The sequence below is a fragment of the Ignavibacteriota bacterium genome (assembly GCA_016212665.1).
In the GTDB taxonomy this organism is placed as follows: Bacteria; Bacteroidota; Ignavibacteria; order UBA10030; family SZUA-254; genus FW602-bin19.
On the sequence record JACREZ010000045.1, the window covers coordinates 118,968 to 139,053 of the forward strand.

The following is a 20,086-nucleotide window of genomic DNA, read 5'->3' on the forward strand; positions in this document are numbered from 1 at the left end:
AATCATCTCCAATATTCATCTTGGACTTTGTTTAGGATTATCCCCCTTGGTTATTAAAAAATTGTTCCTCCTTTCCATAGCGATGTTCCTCTCAACATCGCTTCAAGCCCAAGTCCTCCCCTTCCAATCCTTCACCATTCAAGACGGACTTCCTTCAAACCAGGTTGGCGTGTTGTTTCAGGATTCACGTGGCTATCTTTGGATCGGCACAAGCGAAGGCATAAGTCTGTTTGATGGAACAACGTTCACGAATTATTCTGTGAATGAAGGATTAGCATTTAACACGATGAACAAAATTATTGAAAGCAAGTCATCGCCGGGGACAATACTTGTTGCCACTAACGGAGGAGGTATCAGTAAATGGAAAAATGGAAAATTTCAAACAATCAAACTTGGAGAAAGCCAACGGGCAAATAGTGTCAACTCCGTGTATGAAGATAGCAAAGGAAAAATCTGGTGTTCGTCCGATTCTGCATTACTCTGCTATGACAACGTCGAATTCGCTTCCATCACTTCCGGTATTCCGGAACATAGTTTTGGAAATATCATCGAATTGGAGAACGGGCAACTTTGGGTTTCGGGCGAAGATACGATGTTCCTCATTTCTCCTGCATGTGAAATTCTACAAAAAGTTGTTTTATCCCTTCCGGACGAATCGTTCATCAGATGCGTTGCAACCGATGACAACAATCTTTGGGTAGCCGCAACCGATGGAAGTTTTTTTGAAATCAAAAATAATCAAATCACGTGTCGAAGGAATTTCGGCTTAGGTCCCATTCAATTTATTCTTGTTGATGAAGAACAATATCTCTGGCTCGGAGCAGCTCAATGTCTTTTAAAAATTCGGAGAGATGAACTGCAAACAGGAGTCCCGATACTTTACACAAAAGAACAGGGTTTACCTGAAAATTTTATGACTGCGGCTCTCAGAGACAATGAAAACGAACTGTGGTTCGGAACGTACAGTAAAGGGATTACACGAATCGTTGACCGCTCGATATCGTTCTTTCCGTTGCACGGCATCGAACTAATTTCTAACAACCAGACTGCAGCAGTTGATTCGTTTAATCATTTGTGGGTCGTTGCTAAGAAAGGAATCTGGGAGTTCCGATTTAACAATCAGCAAATTTGGCAAAGCACGTTTCATCCATTTTCAAATACAAGCGATTCCCGTTATCTCACTTCAGTTCTTATTGATAAACACAACCAACTCTGGGTTACATTTTCTAACGGAGATATTGAATGGTATTCAATCAATTATTCAAATCAAACCAAAGTATCTTTACGCTTAATGAATTCACTTTCTGCCGGAGGGATTTTTCCAAGCGCAATTCCGCTTGCAACACTCATTGACAAGCAAGGATTGCTTTGGTGCAGTTATCATCATCTCGGCGTAGCAGTCATCGAACCGGGAACAAATCAACTGAAAAAAATATTTACTCCGCAGGACGGACTTCCGAATAATTCCATCCGTGCATTATTGGAAGACAGCAAGGGAAATGTTTGGCTGGGAGATTACAGTTCGGGGCTTGGAGTTATTCCTTCCTCACTGTTTGAACATGACTCAATAAAAACATTTACCACCAATAACGGTCTTCCTGATAATTTTATCAGGACAATTTATGATGATGACTTCGGCAATATTTGGATTGGAACACGTTTTGGAGGAATAGGAATTCTGAAATACAATCAATCCAACAAAACAATTTCTGTCAAAAAAATAATTACATCGAAAGACCGATTGCTGAGCAATGCAGTTTGGGGATTTGCCCAAAACGAACCGAATCGAATTTGGTTCGGAACACATTCAGGAATGCAATTCATGTCGTTAGATAATTCTCCTTCCATCGGTTCGTACGGCGATTTGGTGGGAAGTCAGATTTACGGATGTGGTTTTACGCGCAACTCGTATCTTTGGGCTGTTAAACAAGAAGGAATATTTTTCTATGACGGAACAAAAGAAATCCTTGACACAACCCGTTACCCCGTTCAACTGAAACAACTTATCATCAACGGAACAAAACAACTCCCACAAAGCAACTTAGAGTTATCGTACAATCAAAACAATATTTCATTTGAATATGTTAGTGTAAGTTTAAAGCACGGACAAACGATGCGTTACAGTTACCGATTGCTTGGCGTTGAAGATTCATGGCATCAACCGACTTCCCAACGGGAAGTAACATACGCAAACCTGAAACCGGGCTTTTATCAATTTCAAACAAAAGCCATGACAAGCAGTGGAGTTGAAAGCGAAGTGACCATCCTTTGTACACTTAGCATCATCCCTCCATTCTGGCAACGATGGTGGTTTATCGTTTTGATTTTTGTCGCGACAGTTTCACTTCTTTATTTGATGTATAAGTACCGCGTCTCTCGTTTGCTTGAGATCGAACGATTGCGTGTTCGCATCGCGAGCGATTTGCATGATGATGTCGGTTCAACACTGACGAAAATTTCCGTGCATTCCGAACTCATTCAATCAATTGATGATAAGGAGGAAATGAATATTTCGCTGAGAAAAATCGGTGAGATGAGCCGCGAACTCGTTACAACGATGAGCGACATCGTTTGGTCAATTGATGCGCGCAATGAAACAATCGGTAATCTTCTTGACCGGATGGAAGAGTTTGCACACTCTGTTCTATCTCCAAAAGAAATCTTTCTGGATTTTCAAACACATGGATTACCCATAACTAAAAAACTCTCTGTGGATGTACGACAGAACATTTACTTCATCTTCAAAGAAGCAGTGAATAATATTGTGAAGTATTCTGAAGCAACATCTGTTTCAATCAAACTAATGAATAATGAAAGTGTATTTATCATGACGATTGAAGATAACGGAAAAGGATTGGAAGGAAAACGAAGCGGAACCGGTCACGGGTTGAGAAATATGCGGATGAGAGCGGAACGAATTCAGGGAACGATTGAAATTCATTCGGGACATGGAACGAAGGTAACTCTGAAGACTTATAGTTTATGATTTTAATTCCGAACCATATGCATTTGTCATTGCGAGGACTCCGATTTATCGGAGGACGAAGCAATCCCGCCCATTGTATCAACAACAAAACGCTGAGATTGCTTCACCCCGCTGAAGCGGGATTCGCAATGACATTTTGGTTTACTACTACATGCAGCATGAACCCACATCTTTATGGGGTGTTTTCTTGATGGAAAAATCTTTATCATACTACGTGATTTCAGTTGCCATTGTAGAAGACGAAGAAGAAATCCGGTTGGGAATCCAGCGATTTCTGAATCGTCAAAAAGATTTCCTGTGTGAAGTTGCAGTAGAATCGGTTGAAGATTTTTTGCCGCACCTGAATGACGAATCTTTGCCGGATGTTATTCTGATGGACATTGGTTTGCCGGGAATGTCGGGAATTGATGGAATTAAGATGATAAAAGAAAAGCATCCGGAAATCAACATCATCATGCTGACGGTCTATAACGACCCGCATCGTATATTCGATTCGCTGTGTGCGGGCGCTTCCGGCTATTTGTTAAAGAACACTCCGTTTGAACAAATCAAAGAAGCAATCAAGGAAGTGTATGATGGCGGCGCGCCGATGTCTAAACAGATTGCGCGGAAGGTAATTGATTTCTTTACGCCGGGAAGAACGCCGAACGAATTTCTCGCTCAACCATCTCCACAGAAAACAGAATCTCCTCTCACCGATAAAGAAAAGCAAGTCGTTGTCGGTTTAGTTGATGGTTTAAGTTACAAAATGATTGCCGACCGGATGAATATCTCCATCGAAACGATACGCTTTCATATCAAGAATGTGTATGAGAAACTTCATGTACACTCGAAGGGAGAGGTTATTGCAAAGTCCCTTCGTGGAGAAATTTGATTTCTGATTTCCGTCAGCGGAGGTGCGAGGGCGCAGGGTGCAAGGGAGAATAAATATTAGCAATCCAATACTCCACCACTCCAACACTCCAATTTTCCCGTTCTCCCTCGCTCCAGCTCCTCCGCGCTCTACCGATTCCAAGTAACTGAAAAAATCTCAAAAAAGAGAAACCTACATGTTTATGGGGTTGATTCGCGCTTGATTTTTTCTTTCCTTGTATTGAGTTTTACTCATTTTTCTATTTCATTTAAGGATTCGATACATGAAACGTGTTATTCTTTTTCAAATAATCTTTTTCGCTCTCGCTTCGTTCTTTGCATTGGGGCAAATACCAAAACGGATTTCGTATCAAGGTGTGCTTACAACCGCAGGCGGTGCGCCCGCGACCGATGGCAGTTATGAAATACTTTTTAATCTGTATGATGTGCAAAGTGGCGGCACTGCAATATTTACAGAAACACATTTGACTGTAGCAGTTGCGCGCGGAACATTCAAAGCAATACTTGGTTCTGTAACAACAATGAATCTTCCCTTCGACAGAACGTATTATTTGGAAATGACCGTGAACGCCGGTCCGGGAATTTCATCACCGATAACATTTCCCCGTTCAGAGTTTACAAGTTCTCCCTATTCTCTTCGCGCTGATACTTCCCTCTATGCAACACAAGCATCTCCGACAGGAACAGCAGGCGGAGATTTAACAGGTTCCTATCCGAATCCGACAATTGCAAACTCTGCGATTACATTATCGAAGATTAATACAAGCGGCGCGGCTTCCGGTCAAGCGTTGATGTTCAACGGCTCGAATGCCGTCTGGAGTACACCGTCAAGTTCCGGAGGTGGAAGTTTTACACTCCCGTTTGCTGATACAGTCGCGGCAGATACATTTGCATTTATGATAATGAATACCGGACCAGGTTTCAATTCTGCCTTCGTCTCTACAAATACAGAAGGATATTTACCTGCCGTATTTGGAAAAACGTATGGACATGGCGTCGCAATTCAAGGACAAAACGACGGAGACGGCGATGGTGTTACAGGCGTTGCCACAGGTTTAACTGGAAGCGGTGGAGCGTTCAGTAACGATAATTCAAACAACAACAGTCCTGCGTTGCGGGTTTCTACATTAGGAACCGGCGAAGCAATCAACGCGTATAATTTCGGAGCGGGTGATGTCATCAAAGCACAAGCAAATGCATCAAGTACAGGAAGTGCTCTCCATGCTGTTCATTTGAATGTCGGTTCTGCAGGATTTTTTGAAAACTCTTATGTCAATAACACCGCATCGACACTTCGAGTGGAAACAAATGGAACGGGCGCTACTGTTTATGGATTACAAACCGGTGCAGGACACGGCGGCTGGTTTGAAATTAGCAACGCGTCAAATACGTATCCATCCTTGTTCACACGAACGAATGGCTCAGGGAATTCATTCTTCAGTTATCACAACGGTACTGCAAGCGCGGGAAAGTTTGCCGTTGATAATCCAAGCAACACAAATCCTGCAATCGAAATCTCAACAACAGGAAGCGGATTGGTTGGATTGTTTAGTGGAGTTTCACAAGGTGTAAACATCAACACAAACAGCACCATCAATTCACCTCAGTTAGTGTTGATGGAAAATGAATCGGATTATTCCCGATTGAACTTTCAACATAAAAACACAACGAACTACTGGACGATTGCCGGACTTCCCAACGCTGCAAGCAAAGATGCCCGGCTGAATTTCTATTACAGCCCAACCGGTGATTTTATGACGATTACAGGTGAAGGGAATGTCGGAATCGGAACAGGAAATCCAACATCAAAACTCGACGTCGAAGGAAAAGTCGAAATGAATGTTCTCCAAATCAACGGCGGAAGCGACCTTGCTGAACCGTTTGAAGTCACTGAACTCGAAAACGAAATCGAAGCAGGAACATTGATGGTTATTGATGAACAACATCCGGGGAATCTTAAAGTTAGTTCAGAAGCATACGATAGCCGCGTGGCGGGAATTGTTAGCGGCGCGGGTGGAATCAATCCCGGAATCACGCTTCAGCAAGATGGAATGATAAACGGAAAAACAATGGTTGCAATCGCGGGGCGCGTGTATTGTAAAGTTGATGCGTCTGGTGGAGAAATCAAACCGGGAGATTTATTAACAACTTCAAACATTCCCGGCTACGCGATGAAGGCAACTGATAAAGAACGAACGCAAGGGGCTATCATCGGGAAAGCGATGTCTCCATTGAAAGATGGAAAAGGATTGGTACTTGTTCTTGTGAATCTCCAATAAGAAAGCGAGCGGTAACCAAATGAACAGAATAGTAACTACTCTGCTTCTGCTTGCGTTTGCTTTTTCCTTTTTGAATGATGGCTTCGCGCAACAATCTCCTTTCGTCCCAAAACCTGGCGATGAAAAGAATGAAGCGGAATTTGAAAAATCGGATGGCGAATATGCTCAGAAGCGGATGGAATTCAGGTACAAGATGCGTGCGAACGAGAACGGCGTTGTTCCGTTCGGCGCGTTGCTTCGTGCAAAAAGAATGACTGATGAATTGCGTGCTTTACCGAATCAACCGCTACCGATGGATGCAGGCATCTGGAATTGGGAATGGCTTGGTCCCGGTAATATCGGTGGAAGAATCAGGTCGATTGTTTTCCATCCATCCAATCCAAATACAATCTGGATTGGTAGCGTTTCCGGCGGAATCTGGAGAACAGATTACGGCGGCTCCGCATGGTATCCTGTTGATGACTTCATGGCAAATCTCGCCGTTACATCAATCGTTATTGACCCGACGAATTCGAACATCATGTATGCGGCGACCGGTGAAGGATTTGGAAACATTGATGCAGTACAAGGTGCCGGTATTTTCAAAAGTACAAACGGCGGAATTAACTGGGAACAATTGCAATGCACGAATTCCGATTCGTTCTACAATGTGAATCGCCTCGCACATCATCCGACAATTTCAGGGTTGCTGTATTGTGTTACAGCAAAGCCGGGCGGTGGTGGTGAAATCCGACGGACAACTGATGGAGGAATAACATGGCCCATGCTTACAACTACGAGCGGCAGAGCTACCGATGTGAAGATTCACCCTCAATTCCCAAACAGAATATTTGTTGGAACAAGAAGCGGATTATATTCTTCACATGATGGAGGAGCTGATTGGTTTTTACAAACAACTGGCGCCGCAAATAAATTACCTTCAGGTGTTGGGAGATGTGAAGTCGGGTTTGGAAACGGCGATACTGTCTATGTAAGTATTCAGATAAACAACAGCGAAGTCTGGCGGTCAGTTGATAGTGGTGCAACGTGGACACTGCGAAGCACAGGGAATAACTATCTTGGCGGACAAGGATGGTACAACAATGTTCTTTGGATTTCCCCCTTCAACTCAAACTTTATTTTACTCGGAGGAGTAGGCTTAGGTCGAAGTACCGACGGTGGACAAACATTTACCAATATGATGTCATTCCATGCAGACCAACACTCGATTGTCGCTCATCCGAATTACGACGGAGTTAACAACCGATACATCTACGTTGGCAACGACGGTGGTATCGGATTCGCAATGGATACAACAAGCGTTAGTGGTGGTTGGCAGGAGTTGAACAATAATTTAGGCATCACACAATTTTATGGCGGTGCGGCGCATCCGAGCGGACAAGTCATTGCAGGTGGAACGCAGGATAACGACAAACTTCATTACCGACCCGGTTTAGGAACTGAACTGTGGTATGTTGGACCTTCATATAATTCTACGTGGGGAGATGGCGGCGCAACTGCTATTGACCCGAACAATATGGCTCGAATGTATGGCGAATATCCCGGATTGGGTTTCCAACGAAGTGATGATACAGGCAGACATTATTATCAAAAAACCAATGGCATGACCGATGGATATTCAAACAATGCCGCGTGGGTAGCGCCATTTCTTATTGACCCGAACTCATCCAATTTTCTCGTTGCCGGTGGAGCGTCAATCTGGAGAACCCGTACCTACGCTGAAAGTTGGTACAGCATCAGAGGTCCACTCAGTGGGTTCGCTCTGGCGATTGCAATTGATATCGCGCAGGGAAATTCTGCTTGCATCTGGGTCGGATATGATAACGGTACAATTAGCTTCACAACTGATACAGGAAGCGTCTGGACGAATGTTCACACCAATATTCCGGTTGCGGTAAACCGCGCTGTTACAGATATTGCAATAAATCCGTTTAATCAAAACGATGTCGTTGTTTCATTCGGCGGCTATCAGGATAGCAGTCTTTGGAGAACGACTGACGCAGGTGCGAATTGGTTCACAGCACAAGGAAGCGGGTTGTTTAAAATCCCTCCTGCGCAAATCAATTCTGTTCGCTTCCACCCTCTTGCACCAAATTGGATTTATGTCGGCACCGACGTTGGTGTGTTCGCCTCAGAAGATTATGGCGTAACATGGAGTACACAACCACTCTACTCTAAAAACGAGGGTCCCGTCAATGTCGCAGTTGATGAACTCTTCTGGCAAGGTTCGGATAAACTTATTGCCGCAACACATGGACGAGGAATGTATCGCTGTCGTCCGTTGCCGGTCGTTTATGTAGATGTGAATAATAGCGGGTATGAAGATGGTACGTGGAGCTACCCATTTAATTCCATCAATGAAGCGTTGGATGTCTCCGCCGCCGGAACGCTTGTGTACGTTTACAGCGGTACGTATTTGAATGCGCCTATTCTCCACAACAGAAGAACCAATATTCAATCAACCGGCGGAACAATTATTATTCGTTGATATGAAAGAACATGTTATGAACTTACTTCTAAAACGATATGCAATCTTTTTCTTCCTCACCTTACTGTTCATCTTCAATGCGAAGAGTCAGCTACTGCTTCATCCTTGGTCTGTTATTGATGGCGGAGGCGGAACGGAAAAAGGAAGCGGCTTTCTTATCACCGCTTCCGCAGGACAAATGACATTGTCTTCAGGTAGCGCAGGAGATTTCAATCTCGATGGCGGATTTATTCCCGGAGAATCGTTCTTCAGCGGAACGACTTCCATCCTCTCCGTTCAGGCAAACCAAAATTGGAATATGGTTTCCGTTCCGCTTATAGTAAATGATTTCAGCAAACTCAATCTTTTTCCCTCCGCATCATCAAACGCGTTCGAATATTCAAACGGATACATTCAGCGAGATACACTTTCCAACGGCAAAGGATATTGGTTGAAGTTTCCCGAGAAAACCAATGTTGAGATGACCGGAGCGAGTTTAACTTCTTCCTCCATTCCTGTTGCACAAGGTTGGAATATGGTTGGTGCGATTTCATATCCCGTTGCATCAACCGATGTTGTTGCATTTCCTCCGCTTGAAATTCTATCATCGTTCTTTGGATATTCAGGCACGCTCGGATATTTCGAGGCAGATACATTGACTCCGGGGAATGCTTATTGGGTGAAAGTCTCTGAAGCCGGAGAACTTCTCATGCAGGTTGGAAATCTTTCATTCAGATCATCCGCACAGAAGAAACTGAACGCAAAGTAGGGGTTTGATTAATCAAACCCCTACCGCAATATTCCGCTTTGCCATTTGTCGGATTGCTTCTGACAAGGTCTGCCTTTCTCAACCTGGGGGTTAGTTGAGGATAGACGAACCTATTGTCCTACCGCTTTCAACACCACTTATCTCTTTTATTTAACAAAACAGCCAAATATCTGCCATTTTTGCATAAGGGAATTCTTTTCCCTCATTGGGGAAATGGTTTCCCCCATCGGGGAAATGTTCTCCCCAATCGGGGAAATGTTCTCCCTCATCGGGGGAATGTTCTCCCCTATTGGGGAAATGGTTTTCCCCGTCGGGGAAATGTTCTCCCCAATCGGGGAATGTTCTCCCCCATTGGGGAAATGTTCTCCCTCATTGGGGAAATGGTTTCCCCCGTCGTGGAATTGTTCTCCCCACTGAGGATATTTTCTTCCTTTTGTAGGATTTTTCTCTCTAAAAGGTATAAACAATATTTTCCCCTCGTTCATTAAACACACTTACAACAACATTTTTAACTTGCACAAAGCCAGCAATTGTATTGCAGATATGCGCTATAAAAATTATATTCGTGGCGTACAAAAGATATTGTGCACCATTTTAGGATAAAAATAAACAGTGAATTTTAGACAGCAAATAGCTAAGTATGTGACAGGAAATATGACAATAGATCAACTTCCTAACATCGGTGTAGTTGGACTTGAAGAAGGCTTAGACACACCATCACTTTGCATTCTCGCTGGACTAAGTAAAAATGAAAGTCCCTTTCAAATTGAACATTATTTCAAACTGACACTTGAAGAATTAAACATTAAATTGCCCGACAAAAGACAAGCAGCAATAGAATATACACTTGCTATAGTTGACGAAATAGTCGAAGGTAAAAAGGATGTAATTACTGGGACTAGAGAAATTCGTTATAAGGCACTCGACAGCTATGACTTTTTTTCTGAAAGCAAACAATACTGTTACGACAGTATTGGATTTGAAACAGCTTACGGGTTGTTTGACACTTTTGACGAACTTTCAAATGCTGACAGACCTTGGCAAACAGAAAAGACAAACGAACAATTAATGTCCGATACTAAGACAGAACTTTTCGAAGAGCTGAAAAAGTGGAAGGATAAAATAAAAACGGTGCATAACAGGACATTGCCAAAGCGGGACTGATTTGCGAATATGTTCAGTAAAATATTCAATAAACAATTGTGAGAACTTGACAGTTTTGTGCTCCGAAGTCGGCGGAACTACAAGCCGCAAAACGTTGCCTGTAACTCTATGGCAACACACCAAACTTGTAACTTGCTACGAGAAATTAACTCTGATAAATAATAACAGCTACTATGGATAATACAAGAGTATTTAAAATGACTTTCGCGAGCATCTATCCTCTCTATGTACAAAAAGTCGAGAAAAAGGGGCGAACAAAAGCGGAACTGGATACCGTTATTTTTTGGCTCACAGGTTATAATAAAAAAACCTTGCAGCAACAGATTGACAAGAAAAATGATTTGGAAACCTTTTTCGCCAAAGCGCCACAAATGAATCCCAATATTTCAAAAATTACAGGAGTAATTTGTGGATATCGTGTCGAAGAAATCGAAGACAAACTCATACAAAAGATTCGTTACATGGATAAGTTGGTTGATGAATTGGCAAAAGGAAAAACAATGGAGAAGATTTTAAGGAAATAAGAAGAATCAGATCTATGATAAAAAATAAGCGCCATCAAGTCTTTCCACCTGATGTATAACTGTGTTAGAAGGAAAACATCCGCCACCACCTAAAATTACTTTTCTTTTGTTAATCCTCCCTCCTTTCCTATATTTATCCGTCTCAATGATTGATTACAAACTCGAGCAAGCAAAGCCCATCGGTGTATTCGATTCGGGCATTGGCGGACTGACTGTCGTACGTGCTTTAATGCGACAACTACCGCATGAAAACATCGTTTATTTCGGTGATACTGCTCGTGTGCCGTACGGTTCGAAGTCACCGGAAACTGTTCGTGAGTATGCAGTTCAGGACACTGAGTTTCTCATCAGCAAGAATGTGAAAATGATTGTGATTGCTTGCAATACGGTGTCATCCGTTGCAGTAGATGTTGTGCAGAAGCGGGCAAAAATTCCTGTTGTCGGCGTGATTGTTCCTGGCGCAAAGTCAGCATCGGAAGCGACGAAGAATAATCGTATCGGCGTCATCGGAACAGTCGGAACTGTGAAGAGTAACGCGTACACGAATGCGATTCGATTGGAAAATCCGAAAGCAACGGTAACATCGCAAGCATGCCCGCTCTTTGTTCCGCTTGCGGAAGAAGGCTGGCTTGAACACAAAGCAACAGAGATGATTGCAAAAGAATATCTGTTTCCGCTCAAGTTGGCAAAGATTGATACGCTCGTGCTTGGTTGTACACATTACCCGATTCTCACGGATGTTATTGAGAAAGTATTTGATAATTCTGTAACGCTGATTGACTCTGGCGTTGCAACTGCTGTTGAAGTCGAACGCGTACTGGATGAAAAGAATCTGAAAAACACAAGCAAACACAAAGCGAACCTGCAATTCTTCGTAAGCGATATTCCACACAAGTTCACAGAAGTCGGAGAACGATTTCTCGGACAGAAACTAGGACGTGTACGGAAAGCGGAAGGGTACTTTTGATTTCGGATTTCGGATTGCCAATTGCGGATTGAGATTTTATTACTAGAACACTAATGACCATTGACGAATGACAAATGACAAAAACATTATCAGATAAAGACATCATATCCAATCTTAATAAAATAAAAGGTTGGAAACTTGTGAATGGAGAAATCACGAAGACATTTGTGTTACAAGATTTCATTCATGCGATGGGATTTGTGAACTCGGTTGCATTGCTTGCTGAGAAGGCAAATCACCATCCCGATATTGACATTCGATGGAACAAAGTTACACTGACACTCTGCACGCATAGTGCTGGTGGATTAACAGAAAAAGATTTTATGTTAGCAAAAGAAATAGAAACACTATGACTCAATCAAGATTACAAGCGTTACAACAATTTCTCGAGCGGGAACCGAATGATTCGTTCACACGGTACGCGCTCGCGATGGAATATGTCTCGTTGAAAGATATTCCCCAGGCAATTACGAATCTCAAAGAACTGCTTGAACACGATTCAGCATATATCTCCGCGTATCACCAACTCGGAAATTTATATCAGACAATTGGCAAACCGCTTGAGGCAGTGAAAGCATTGGAAAAAGGAATCGAACTTGCAGACCACCTTGGCGAGATTCACGCTCAAAAAGAAATGCAAGAATTGCTTGATGATATTGTTGATTCGGAACTATGACGAAGGAAACCATCCTTTCAATCTTCAAACAAACCGAGGCGTTGCTGGAAGGTCATTTTCAATTGACATCGGGATTGCACAGCCCTGTTTATTTTCAATGTGCGAAAGTGCTTCAGTATCCTGAATATGCTACATCGCTTTGCTCTGAGATCGTTCAATATTTTCGTACTCAAAAAATTGATGTTGTCATCGCACCGGCAATTGGCGGCGTTGTCGTTTCTCAAGAGGTGGGCCGTCAATTAAATGTTCGGACGATATTTGCGGAACGAAAAGATAAGACAATGGAACTCCGACGCGGGTTTTTCATCAAACCAAATGAACATGTTCTTGTATGTGAAGATGTCATTACCACTGGCGGCTCTGTTCAAGAAGTCATTGAAATTGTAAAACGAGAGCAGGCAAATGTTGTTGGTGTTGCTTCGATTGTAGATAGAAGCAACGGGAAAGCAACATTTCCAAACTTCCACCCTGTTCTGACAATGGAAGCGATTACGTATCAACCCGAAGGTTGCCCACTTTGTACGCAAGGAATTCCTGTCGAAAAGCCCGGAAGCAGAAAAGTAATTTTATAGTTCATACATGTTTGAAAATCACACATTAGAACATCTACTGTACGCAGTTGCAATCATCATTGCTTCTGCGATTGTTGGAAGAACCATCAAGTTTCTCCTCAATACTCTTTTCATCAAACTGTTCAAGCATACCGAAACAAGTTTAGATGACAGATTGCTGGAAGTGTTTCGAGGTAGAGTAACGACACTTAGTATTATCGGTGGTATATACATCGCAATCAGAGAAGTCAAGAAGGGATTGACGGCAGAAAACATTGCCGCTTTGCAATCACTTGATTACCTGAGTATTGCGCTTTTCATCTTTCTCGTTTTCGTTCTCACACGGCTTGCAATAAAGATTGTTCAGTCAACGTTCGATTGGTATCTCGATGAAGTCTCACGCAAAACGCACGCAGTCATAACGCCTGCAATCGCGCCTCTCACAACAAAGATTCTGAACATTCTCCTGTTTATGATTGCAGGAATGATAGTCCTCGACCATTTCGGGATTAACATCGGAAGTTTTCTTGTTTCGCTTGGCGTTGGTTCATTGGCAGTTGCGCTTGCCGCTCAGGAAACTGTTGCGAATATGATTGCCGGATTTGTCATTTTGATTGACCAACCATTCCGTATCGGTGACAGAATCAAACTTCCTTCGGGCGATGAAGGAGATGTTGTCCAAATCGGATTAAGAAGCACACGCATTTTGAATTACGATAGTAACCTCGTTGTGATTCCAAACGGCGAGTTGGTAAAAAATAGAATCATCAATTATTCTCTGCCGGAAACTAACATTCGTGTTGTGGTTGAAGTCGGTGTTGCTTATGGAACAAACATAGAACGGGCGAAACAACTTTTACTTGAAACTGCAACGGCACAGAAACACATTGCTCAAGAACCAACTCCGGTTGTATTTGTAACAACTTTAGGCGATTCATCAATCATACTAAAACTGATTGCTGGTACTTCAGATTTCAAAAATAAATTTCCGATTGAAGCGGCTATCCGGGAAACAATTTATTCTCGTTTTACAGAAGAAAGAATTGAAATTCCCCTGCCTCAGCGTGTCGTTCACATGAAAACCTCATGAACCTGAAACTGCTCAAACGTAACCTTATTCATCAGGGAAGAGTATTCAATACGATTGTTGATGATGTTGAATATCCGTCGGGGAGAACATCTATTCGTGAAGTCGCCGAGCATCCCGGTGGTGCAGTTGCACTTGCCATGTTTCCTGATAGGAAAATTATTCTCATCAAACAACATCGTTACCCAATTGATAAATTCTTGTGGGAACTTCCCGCCGGCAAACTTGAAAAAGGTGAAGAACCTCTTGCCTGTGTAAAACGGGAACTTGAGGAAGAATCAGGCTACTCTGCCTCTGAATGGAAGAAGATAACTACCATTTACACCACGCCCGGCTTCTGCGATGAACAACTTCACCTCTACCTGGCTACTAATCTCACCAAACTACCCGATGGAAGAAGACTTGAAGAAGGCGAGCAAACAATGACAATGGAAATTGTTCCTCTCGAACAAGCGGTTGATATGATTCATCGGGCGGAAATAGTTGATGCGAAAACTATCATCGCAATTCTGCTTGGGGAGAAGTTCATTGGTTAGTAGGTGCGGCGAAAACAATATCTTATAAATCCGAAATTTGATTCGTGAAAAACACATTTGTTCTTTGAGATTCTCCACATTCTTTCCTAAATTACGACGCAGTTGTGAAGATAAAAAAATCATATTCGCCTTTTCGACAGGAATTGTTTTGGGACGTTGACCCAACAGCAATTGAGCCCCAAAAACACGCCCGATACATTATTGAACGAATTCTTGATTTCGGTTCGATTCCTGACATACAATGGATGTGGAACACTTATGAAAAGAAGGTAATTCGCCGAGTTGTCCTACGTTCGCGTTCATTACACAAAAGAACAAAACCACTATGGCTGTTATTAACAGATGGTCGCCGATGAAGTGGCACAGTCAAGTACTTTCCAAATCCACTTTACATTGCCTGGATTATTTTTGTACACAACGGTGGTTAACCCGTTCAACATGGTATCTCGCAGGCGGTACTGGATTAGCAATGCAGACCGGGCATCGCATTTCAGTTGATCTTGACTTTTTTACACGTGCAAAATCTTTTTCTTCTCAACGATTAATCAACCATTTCCCTCCCCATCTTTGGGAGACAACGTTGATTGATAAAGAGACGATTTACGGAAATCTGTTTCAGTGCAAGGTCAGTTTTCTTTCTTACCCTGTTTTTATTCCGCAGTATCCGTTCCTCAAATACAACAAGATACAAGTACTCGATGCCCGGGACATCGCCTTAATGAAAATTATTGCTGTCAGCCAGAGAGGAAAAAAACGAGATTTTATCGACCTCTATTGGATTTGCAATAATCTTCTTTCATTACAAACTCTCCTCGAACAATTGCCAAAGCAATTCCCGCACGGAATTTCATCCATTCATCACATACTAAAAAGTCTTACGTATTTTGAAGATGCTGAAAGTGACCCGATGCCAAAAATAAATTTCAAATCTGATTGGAAGAGTATTAAAAAATTTTTTTGCACTGAGGTGCGAAATCTCTCCCGGAACTTACTACGGTTATCATAACCGTTTCATCATAAACCACATCCCTCATCTCACTTCTTATTTCACACAACAAAGTGTATGTTCAATCCAACTGAAATTATCCGTAAGAAACGCGACGGCGGAAAACTCTCCCGTGAAGAATTAAAATTCCTCATCCAAGGATATTTAGACGGCTCTGTTCCTGATTACCAAATATCCGCGTTTTTAATGGCGGTGTTTTTCCGCAAAATGGATTTTGAGGAAACTTCCGTCTTCACCGATGTGATGCTTCACTCCGGGGTTGTTGTTGATTTATCTTCCGTTCCGGGAATTAAAGTTGACAAACATTCGACGGGAGGAGTTGGCGATAAAGTTTCCATTATCCTTGCACCAATGGTTGCAGCGTGCGGTGTGCCCGTTCCTATGATTTCCGGTCGCGGACTCGGACACACCGGAGGGACACTCGATAAGTTAGAATCAATTCCCGGCTTCAGAACAAATCTTTCGCTTGAAGAATACAAGCACGTGATTGCTGATGTCGGCGTTGTGATGATTGGTCAGACAAAGGAAATCGCTCCGGCTGATAAGTTGATGTACGCGCTACGCGATGTAACAGCGACCGTTGAATGTATTCCGCTCATTTCGGGAAGTATCATGAGCAAGAAACTCGCAGAAGGAATTGATGCACTCGTGCTTGATGTGAAAACCGGCCGCGGCGCGTTCATGCAGAAGCAAGAAGACGCCATCGAACTTGCAAAAAATCTCATTGCTATCGGAACTAACTTCGGAAAGCAAACCATCGGGTTACTTACCGACATGAACCAACCGCTCGGTTATGCCGCCGGTAATTGGTTGGAAATTGTCGAGTGTATTGATTGTCTTAAAGGAAAAGTCATTCCTGACTTGATGGAAGTAACATACGCGCTTGGAGGCACAATGGTGATGCTTGGAGGAAAAGCGAAAACAATTCAGGAAGGAATCGAGCAATGCAAAGAAGTCATCCACAACGGAAAAGCATACGATAAATTCATCGAGATGGTGAAGCGACACGAGGGAAATACATCGTACATCCTCAATCCGGAATCGTATCCCAAAAGTAAGTACTCCGTCGAAATCAAATCAAACCATACCGGATATATTTCAGCAATTGATGCTTTGGAAATCGGACTCACCTGTATCCAACTCGGCGCAGGACGAATGAAAGTTGATGATGTGATTGACCCGAAAGCAGGAATTATCTTCAAGAAAAAAATCGGAGACAAAGTGAACCTGAGCGACACACTTGCAATCATGTTCACAGATGTAGCAAACACCCTTCAGGAATCATCGAAAAGAATTCAGAACGCGTTTACCTTCTCCGATAATTATGTGGAACCTCCCAACATGATTCATGCTTTGATAGATACCAATGGCGTCAAAGAGTGGAAAATCGGTGTTTGAAGTTTTCCAAAAATTGGTTATTTTTGCACGCACTTTTTTCAACAATCATCAGTAATTTGTTCTCTTAGGAATCAACCATGCCCGTACTCACGTTAGTCAACGAAGGAAAATCAATCGAAGTACCAGAAGGTGAAAACCTTCGTCAAGTACTTTTGAAAAACGGAATCTCACCGTACAAGGGAATCGAGAAAGCCCTTAACTGCTTCGGCAATGGCTTTTGCGGAACATGCCGAGTGGAAATTGTTGACGGAAAAAATGCGCCCGCACTCTCCCCTCAAGATGAATTAATGCTTGCCGGTTTAATGCCGTTTTATGCACGTAAAGTCGGAAAACATGTACGCCTCTCCTGTCAAACTAAAATCACAAAAGATTTAGAAATCAAAACCTATCCGCCAGTCGAAATGGATAAACAACTGACAAAAGAACGCTTAACACTGACTGCAATTTGGTCGCTGTTCGGTGGTGTGTTTTTGTTTGTTGTCGTTCGATTATTGATTGAGATAGCTACGGGTAGATAATTACCCGTCAGATGAAACCTACGGCATTGAAATCCAGAGCATGGTGAATCGTCTTGCGTACCAAATGATACACTGCTACTCAATTACTTTTTTATGCACTTGAAAAAAAAATTAAAGGGCAGTTCTAAAAACTTCAATTGAAAATGTTAACCACTAAGAACACAAAGAAATACACAAAGTAGCACAAAGATAATAGAGTTTTTGGAACTACCCTCAAGTACCATTATCGTTACCAGATACATTACACACTCGTATCTTTACCATGGTAAAACCGTGTTAACGTATTGGCAAATGTTAATCCATTTCTGGTTTTCTTCACACAAGTCTCGCGGGAAAGTATAACACCCTTATTACTATTTTTTATTGTAGGTATTCATTGATTCTTTTTCCATTTTCTTGTGGATGAGTAACATTCTTCCACCGGCTCCTTATTTTTTGGAAGAATATTAGAAAATTGAGTGAATATTCATGTAGAAATGTGCTCCTTTTGCACCTTTGCCCTTCTCCCCAGAAAATCGTATTATCAAGCCAATTCAACATGAGTAGTTGAGTACAGAGTAGTTGAGTAGTTAAGAAACGAGCGATGAACGTGAACTTCGTTACAAAATCTTTTCTACTTACCACTTATCACTCACGAATCACCAATGACTAATGACAATTGACAAATGACAAAAAACGTAACCCTTGTTTCATCATTAATCCTCTTAATAAATCTTGTTGCCTGCGCTCAGCCCAAGTCGTTGACGATTTTGCATACGAACGATATTCACTCCAATTTTGTATCGCATGAAGCGGCGTGGGTAAGAAGCGAACCGAAACCGTTCGTCGGAGGTATGAACGAGTTGGAGTATATGATTGATAGTATGCGCAAGGCACGAACAAGCGAAGTGCTTCTGTTGGATGCGGGTGACGATATGACCGGCAACCCGATTTCTGAAATCGAACATAAGAAAGCATTCGGCGGCGGATTTATCGAAATGATGAACAAATTAAATTACGATGCGTGGACTCCCGGCAACCACGACCTCGACATCTCACAAAGTAATTTGCAGGAACTGATTGCGATTGCAAAACATCCGGCAGTCAGTGCAAACCTTGTTGATGAAGAGGGAAACTTTCCGATGAATCTGAAACCGTTCACTATTGTGGAAAAGAATGGCGTACGAATCGGCATCATCGGAATTATGACGCCTGAATTATTTCACGTCACGAACACGAATAATCTCAAAGGATTAAAACTCCTCTCGCCGACCGAAGTCGTTCAAAAATATATTGATTCACTTGATGAGCAAACGGACCTGCTCATCGCTCTCACGCATCAGGGAGTTGATGAAGATTCGGTACTTGCGATGGGAACTCACGGGCTTGATGTTATCATCGGTGGACACAGCCATACACGATTACGAACGCCAAAGTACATCAACAACGTAATCATCGGACAGACCGGTTCTAACTGCGAAAACCTCGGTGTGATTGACCTGCAAATCGAAAATGACAAAGTAATATCATACAACGGACAACTTGTACAACTTTGGGCGCATGAAAAATTGCCGGACACAGAGTTGTCAAACCTCGTGAATGAATTCAAAACAAAAATTGACAAAGAGTATGGAATAGTTCTCGGCACACTTGATACTGATTGGAAACGTTCACCCGGAGAAACGGCAATCGGCTTTTTCGTTGCTGATGCGATTCGTCTCGGCGGCAACGCGGATGTCGGAATCATCAACAGCAGTGGTATCAGAAAAGATATGTTAAAAGGAGATGTCACCCGGTTGGATTTATTTGAAGTCGGTCCGTTCCGTAATTATGTATGCACGTTTTCCATGACGGGAAAAGAACTTCGCTCCATGATTCAGAATCATGTAGAAAAACTTGCGTCCAAACAATCGAGCAACCAGTTTGCGGGAGTGAATTGTTCCTACAAGAAACTTGAGAACGGAGTCGAGATTCAATCAATCTCTGTCGGAGGAAAAGAACTTGACGACTCGGAAACGTACACTTGTGCAACAACCGATTTTGTCATCAACCAAGCGGACAAATATTTAGGATTTGTTCCGCCATCAAATAATTGTACGATGATCACAATGTCGCAAGCAATGGAAAATAAAGCACGGAATGAAAAAGTATTGAAAACACCGGAACCACAGTTCAAACTGATTTCTGAATTCTGATTGATACTTGATTCTGGTTGCTTGATACTTGAATCAACAAAACAACAAACAGTAAATGCCGAAGGCATCCCTTCGGGACTATCAACCGACAACTAAAACAAAAAACTACAA

The 20,086-nt window shown here is 42.5% G+C and carries 18 protein-coding genes; 17 read left to right on the plus strand and 1 reads right to left on the minus strand.

The window, feature by feature from the left end:
• Positions 1-46 precede the first annotated feature (46 nt).
• The 5 genes from HY960_16055 (at position 47) to HY960_16075 (ending at position 9,374) form a co-directional block, all read left to right on the plus strand.
• Positions 47-2,986 carry a hypothetical protein gene (locus HY960_16055; GenBank protein ID MBI5217267.1) on the plus strand — a complete coding sequence of 980 codons (2,940 nt, stop codon included), beginning with the start codon at positions 47-49 and terminating at the stop codon, positions 2,984-2,986.
• Positions 2,987-3,200: 214 nt separating this feature from the next.
• Entirely contained in the window at positions 3,201-3,860 is a 660-nt protein-coding gene (locus HY960_16060; GenBank protein ID MBI5217268.1) for a response regulator transcription factor, read from the plus strand.
• Positions 3,861-4,122: 262 nt separating this feature from the next.
• Positions 4,123-6,138 carry a hypothetical protein gene (locus HY960_16065; protein MBI5217269.1) on the plus strand — a complete coding sequence of 672 codons (2,016 nt, stop codon included), beginning with the start codon at positions 4,123-4,125 and terminating at the stop codon, positions 6,136-6,138.
• A gap of 19 nt (positions 6,139-6,157) precedes the next feature.
• Entirely contained in the window at positions 6,158-8,626 is a 2,469-nt protein-coding gene (locus HY960_16070) for a hypothetical protein (protein ID MBI5217270.1), read from the plus strand.
• Positions 8,627-8,642: 16 nt separating this feature from the next.
• Entirely contained in the window at positions 8,643-9,374 is a 732-nt protein-coding gene (locus HY960_16075; protein ID MBI5217271.1) for a hypothetical protein, read from the plus strand.
• 146 nt (positions 9,375-9,520) lie between these two features.
• Here the strand turns inward: HY960_16075 and HY960_16080 are convergent, their stop codons facing one another.
• The gene (locus tag HY960_16080; protein MBI5217272.1) at positions 9,521-9,859 is read right to left on the minus strand and encodes a hypothetical protein; all 339 of its coding nucleotides are present in this window, start codon (positions 9,857-9,859) and stop codon (positions 9,521-9,523) included.
• Between the two features lie 169 nt (positions 9,860-10,028).
• Between HY960_16080 and HY960_16085 the strand changes: the two genes are divergently transcribed.
• The 12 genes from HY960_16085 (at position 10,029) to HY960_16140 (ending at position 19,975) form a co-directional block, all read left to right on the plus strand.
• A complete protein-coding gene (locus HY960_16085) occupies positions 10,029-10,538 on the plus strand; it encodes a hypothetical protein (GenBank protein ID MBI5217273.1) in 510 nt (169 codons plus the stop codon).
• 173 nt (positions 10,539-10,711) lie between these two features.
• Positions 10,712-11,062 (plus strand): DUF2200 domain-containing protein, encoded by a 351-nt coding sequence (locus HY960_16090; GenBank protein ID MBI5217274.1) that lies wholly within the window; start codon positions 10,712-10,714, stop codon positions 11,060-11,062.
• Positions 11,063-11,207: 145 nt separating this feature from the next.
• Positions 11,208-12,029 carry a glutamate racemase gene (locus tag HY960_16095; GenBank protein MBI5217275.1) on the plus strand — a complete coding sequence of 274 codons (822 nt, stop codon included), beginning with the start codon at positions 11,208-11,210 and terminating at the stop codon, positions 12,027-12,029.
• 74 nt (positions 12,030-12,103) lie between these two features.
• Entirely contained in the window at positions 12,104-12,382 is a 279-nt protein-coding gene (locus HY960_16100) for a 4a-hydroxytetrahydrobiopterin dehydratase (protein MBI5217276.1), read from the plus strand.
• Complete coding sequence (locus HY960_16105) at positions 12,379-12,705, plus strand: tetratricopeptide repeat protein (protein ID MBI5217277.1); 327 nt, start codon at positions 12,379-12,381, stop codon at positions 12,703-12,705. Before HY960_16100 ends, HY960_16105 begins: the two co-directional genes overlap by 4 nt.
• Complete coding sequence (locus HY960_16110) at positions 12,702-13,277, plus strand: orotate phosphoribosyltransferase (GenBank protein ID MBI5217278.1); 576 nt, start codon at positions 12,702-12,704, stop codon at positions 13,275-13,277. Before HY960_16105 ends, HY960_16110 begins: the two co-directional genes overlap by 4 nt.
• A gap of 7 nt (positions 13,278-13,284) precedes the next feature.
• Complete coding sequence (locus tag HY960_16115; GenBank protein MBI5217279.1) at positions 13,285-14,346, plus strand: mechanosensitive ion channel; 1,062 nt, start codon at positions 13,285-13,287, stop codon at positions 14,344-14,346.
• Positions 14,343-14,879, plus strand: coding sequence for an NUDIX hydrolase (locus HY960_16120; GenBank protein MBI5217280.1), 537 nt, complete (start codon positions 14,343-14,345; stop codon positions 14,877-14,879). Before HY960_16115 ends, HY960_16120 begins: the two co-directional genes overlap by 4 nt.
• Positions 14,880-15,204: 325 nt before the next feature.
• Positions 15,205-15,885 (plus strand): nucleotidyl transferase AbiEii/AbiGii toxin family protein, encoded by a 681-nt coding sequence (locus HY960_16125; protein MBI5217281.1) that lies wholly within the window; start codon positions 15,205-15,207, stop codon positions 15,883-15,885.
• A 57-nt stretch (positions 15,886-15,942) separates the two neighbouring features.
• Entirely contained in the window at positions 15,943-17,283 is a 1,341-nt protein-coding gene (locus tag HY960_16130; GenBank protein ID MBI5217282.1) for a thymidine phosphorylase, read from the plus strand.
• Between the two features lie 77 nt (positions 17,284-17,360).
• On the plus strand, positions 17,361-17,801 hold the full coding sequence (locus HY960_16135; GenBank protein ID MBI5217283.1) for a (2Fe-2S)-binding protein: 441 nt from the start codon (positions 17,361-17,363) through the stop codon (positions 17,799-17,801).
• Positions 17,802-18,466: 665 nt separating this feature from the next.
• On the plus strand, positions 18,467-19,975 hold the full coding sequence (locus HY960_16140; protein MBI5217284.1) for a bifunctional metallophosphatase/5'-nucleotidase: 1,509 nt from the start codon (positions 18,467-18,469) through the stop codon (positions 19,973-19,975).
• Positions 19,976-20,086: the final 111 nt, after the last annotated feature.

Bases quoted from the DNA above. Each gene is read 5' to 3' on its own strand.
- HY960_16085 (MBI5217273.1), top strand. From the start codon at position 10,029: ATGACAATAGATCAACTTCCTAACATCGGTGTAGTTGGACTTGAAGAA.
- HY960_16100 (MBI5217276.1), top strand. From the start codon at position 12,104: ATGACAAAAACATTATCAGATAAAGACATCATATCCAATCTTAATAAA.
- HY960_16110 (MBI5217278.1), top strand. From the start codon at position 12,702: ATGACGAAGGAAACCATCCTTTCAATCTTCAAACAAACCGAGGCGTTG.
- HY960_16130 (MBI5217282.1), top strand. From the start codon at position 15,943: ATGTTCAATCCAACTGAAATTATCCGTAAGAAACGCGACGGCGGAAAA.
- HY960_16135 (MBI5217283.1), top strand. From the start codon at position 17,361: ATGCCCGTACTCACGTTAGTCAACGAAGGAAAATCAATCGAAGTACCA.
- HY960_16095 (MBI5217275.1), top strand. From the start codon at position 11,208: ATGATTGATTACAAACTCGAGCAAGCAAAGCCCATCGGTGTATTCGAT.
- HY960_16140 (MBI5217284.1), top strand. From the start codon at position 18,467: ATGACAAAAAACGTAACCCTTGTTTCATCATTAATCCTCTTAATAAAT.
- HY960_16070 (MBI5217270.1), top strand. From the start codon at position 6,158: ATGAACAGAATAGTAACTACTCTGCTTCTGCTTGCGTTTGCTTTTTCC.
- HY960_16075 (MBI5217271.1), top strand. From the start codon at position 8,643: ATGAACTTACTTCTAAAACGATATGCAATCTTTTTCTTCCTCACCTTA.
- HY960_16080 (MBI5217272.1), bottom strand. From the start codon at position 9,859: ATGAACGAGGGGAAAATATTGTTTATACCTTTTAGAGAGAAAAATCCT.
- HY960_16125 (MBI5217281.1), top strand. From the start codon at position 15,205: ATGGCTGTTATTAACAGATGGTCGCCGATGAAGTGGCACAGTCAAGTA.
- HY960_16065 (MBI5217269.1), top strand. From the start codon at position 4,123: ATGAAACGTGTTATTCTTTTTCAAATAATCTTTTTCGCTCTCGCTTCG.
- HY960_16090 (MBI5217274.1), top strand. From the start codon at position 10,712: ATGGATAATACAAGAGTATTTAAAATGACTTTCGCGAGCATCTATCCT.
- HY960_16105 (MBI5217277.1), top strand. From the start codon at position 12,379: ATGACTCAATCAAGATTACAAGCGTTACAACAATTTCTCGAGCGGGAA.
- HY960_16115 (MBI5217279.1), top strand. From the start codon at position 13,285: ATGTTTGAAAATCACACATTAGAACATCTACTGTACGCAGTTGCAATC.
- HY960_16120 (MBI5217280.1), top strand. From the start codon at position 14,343: ATGAACCTGAAACTGCTCAAACGTAACCTTATTCATCAGGGAAGAGTA.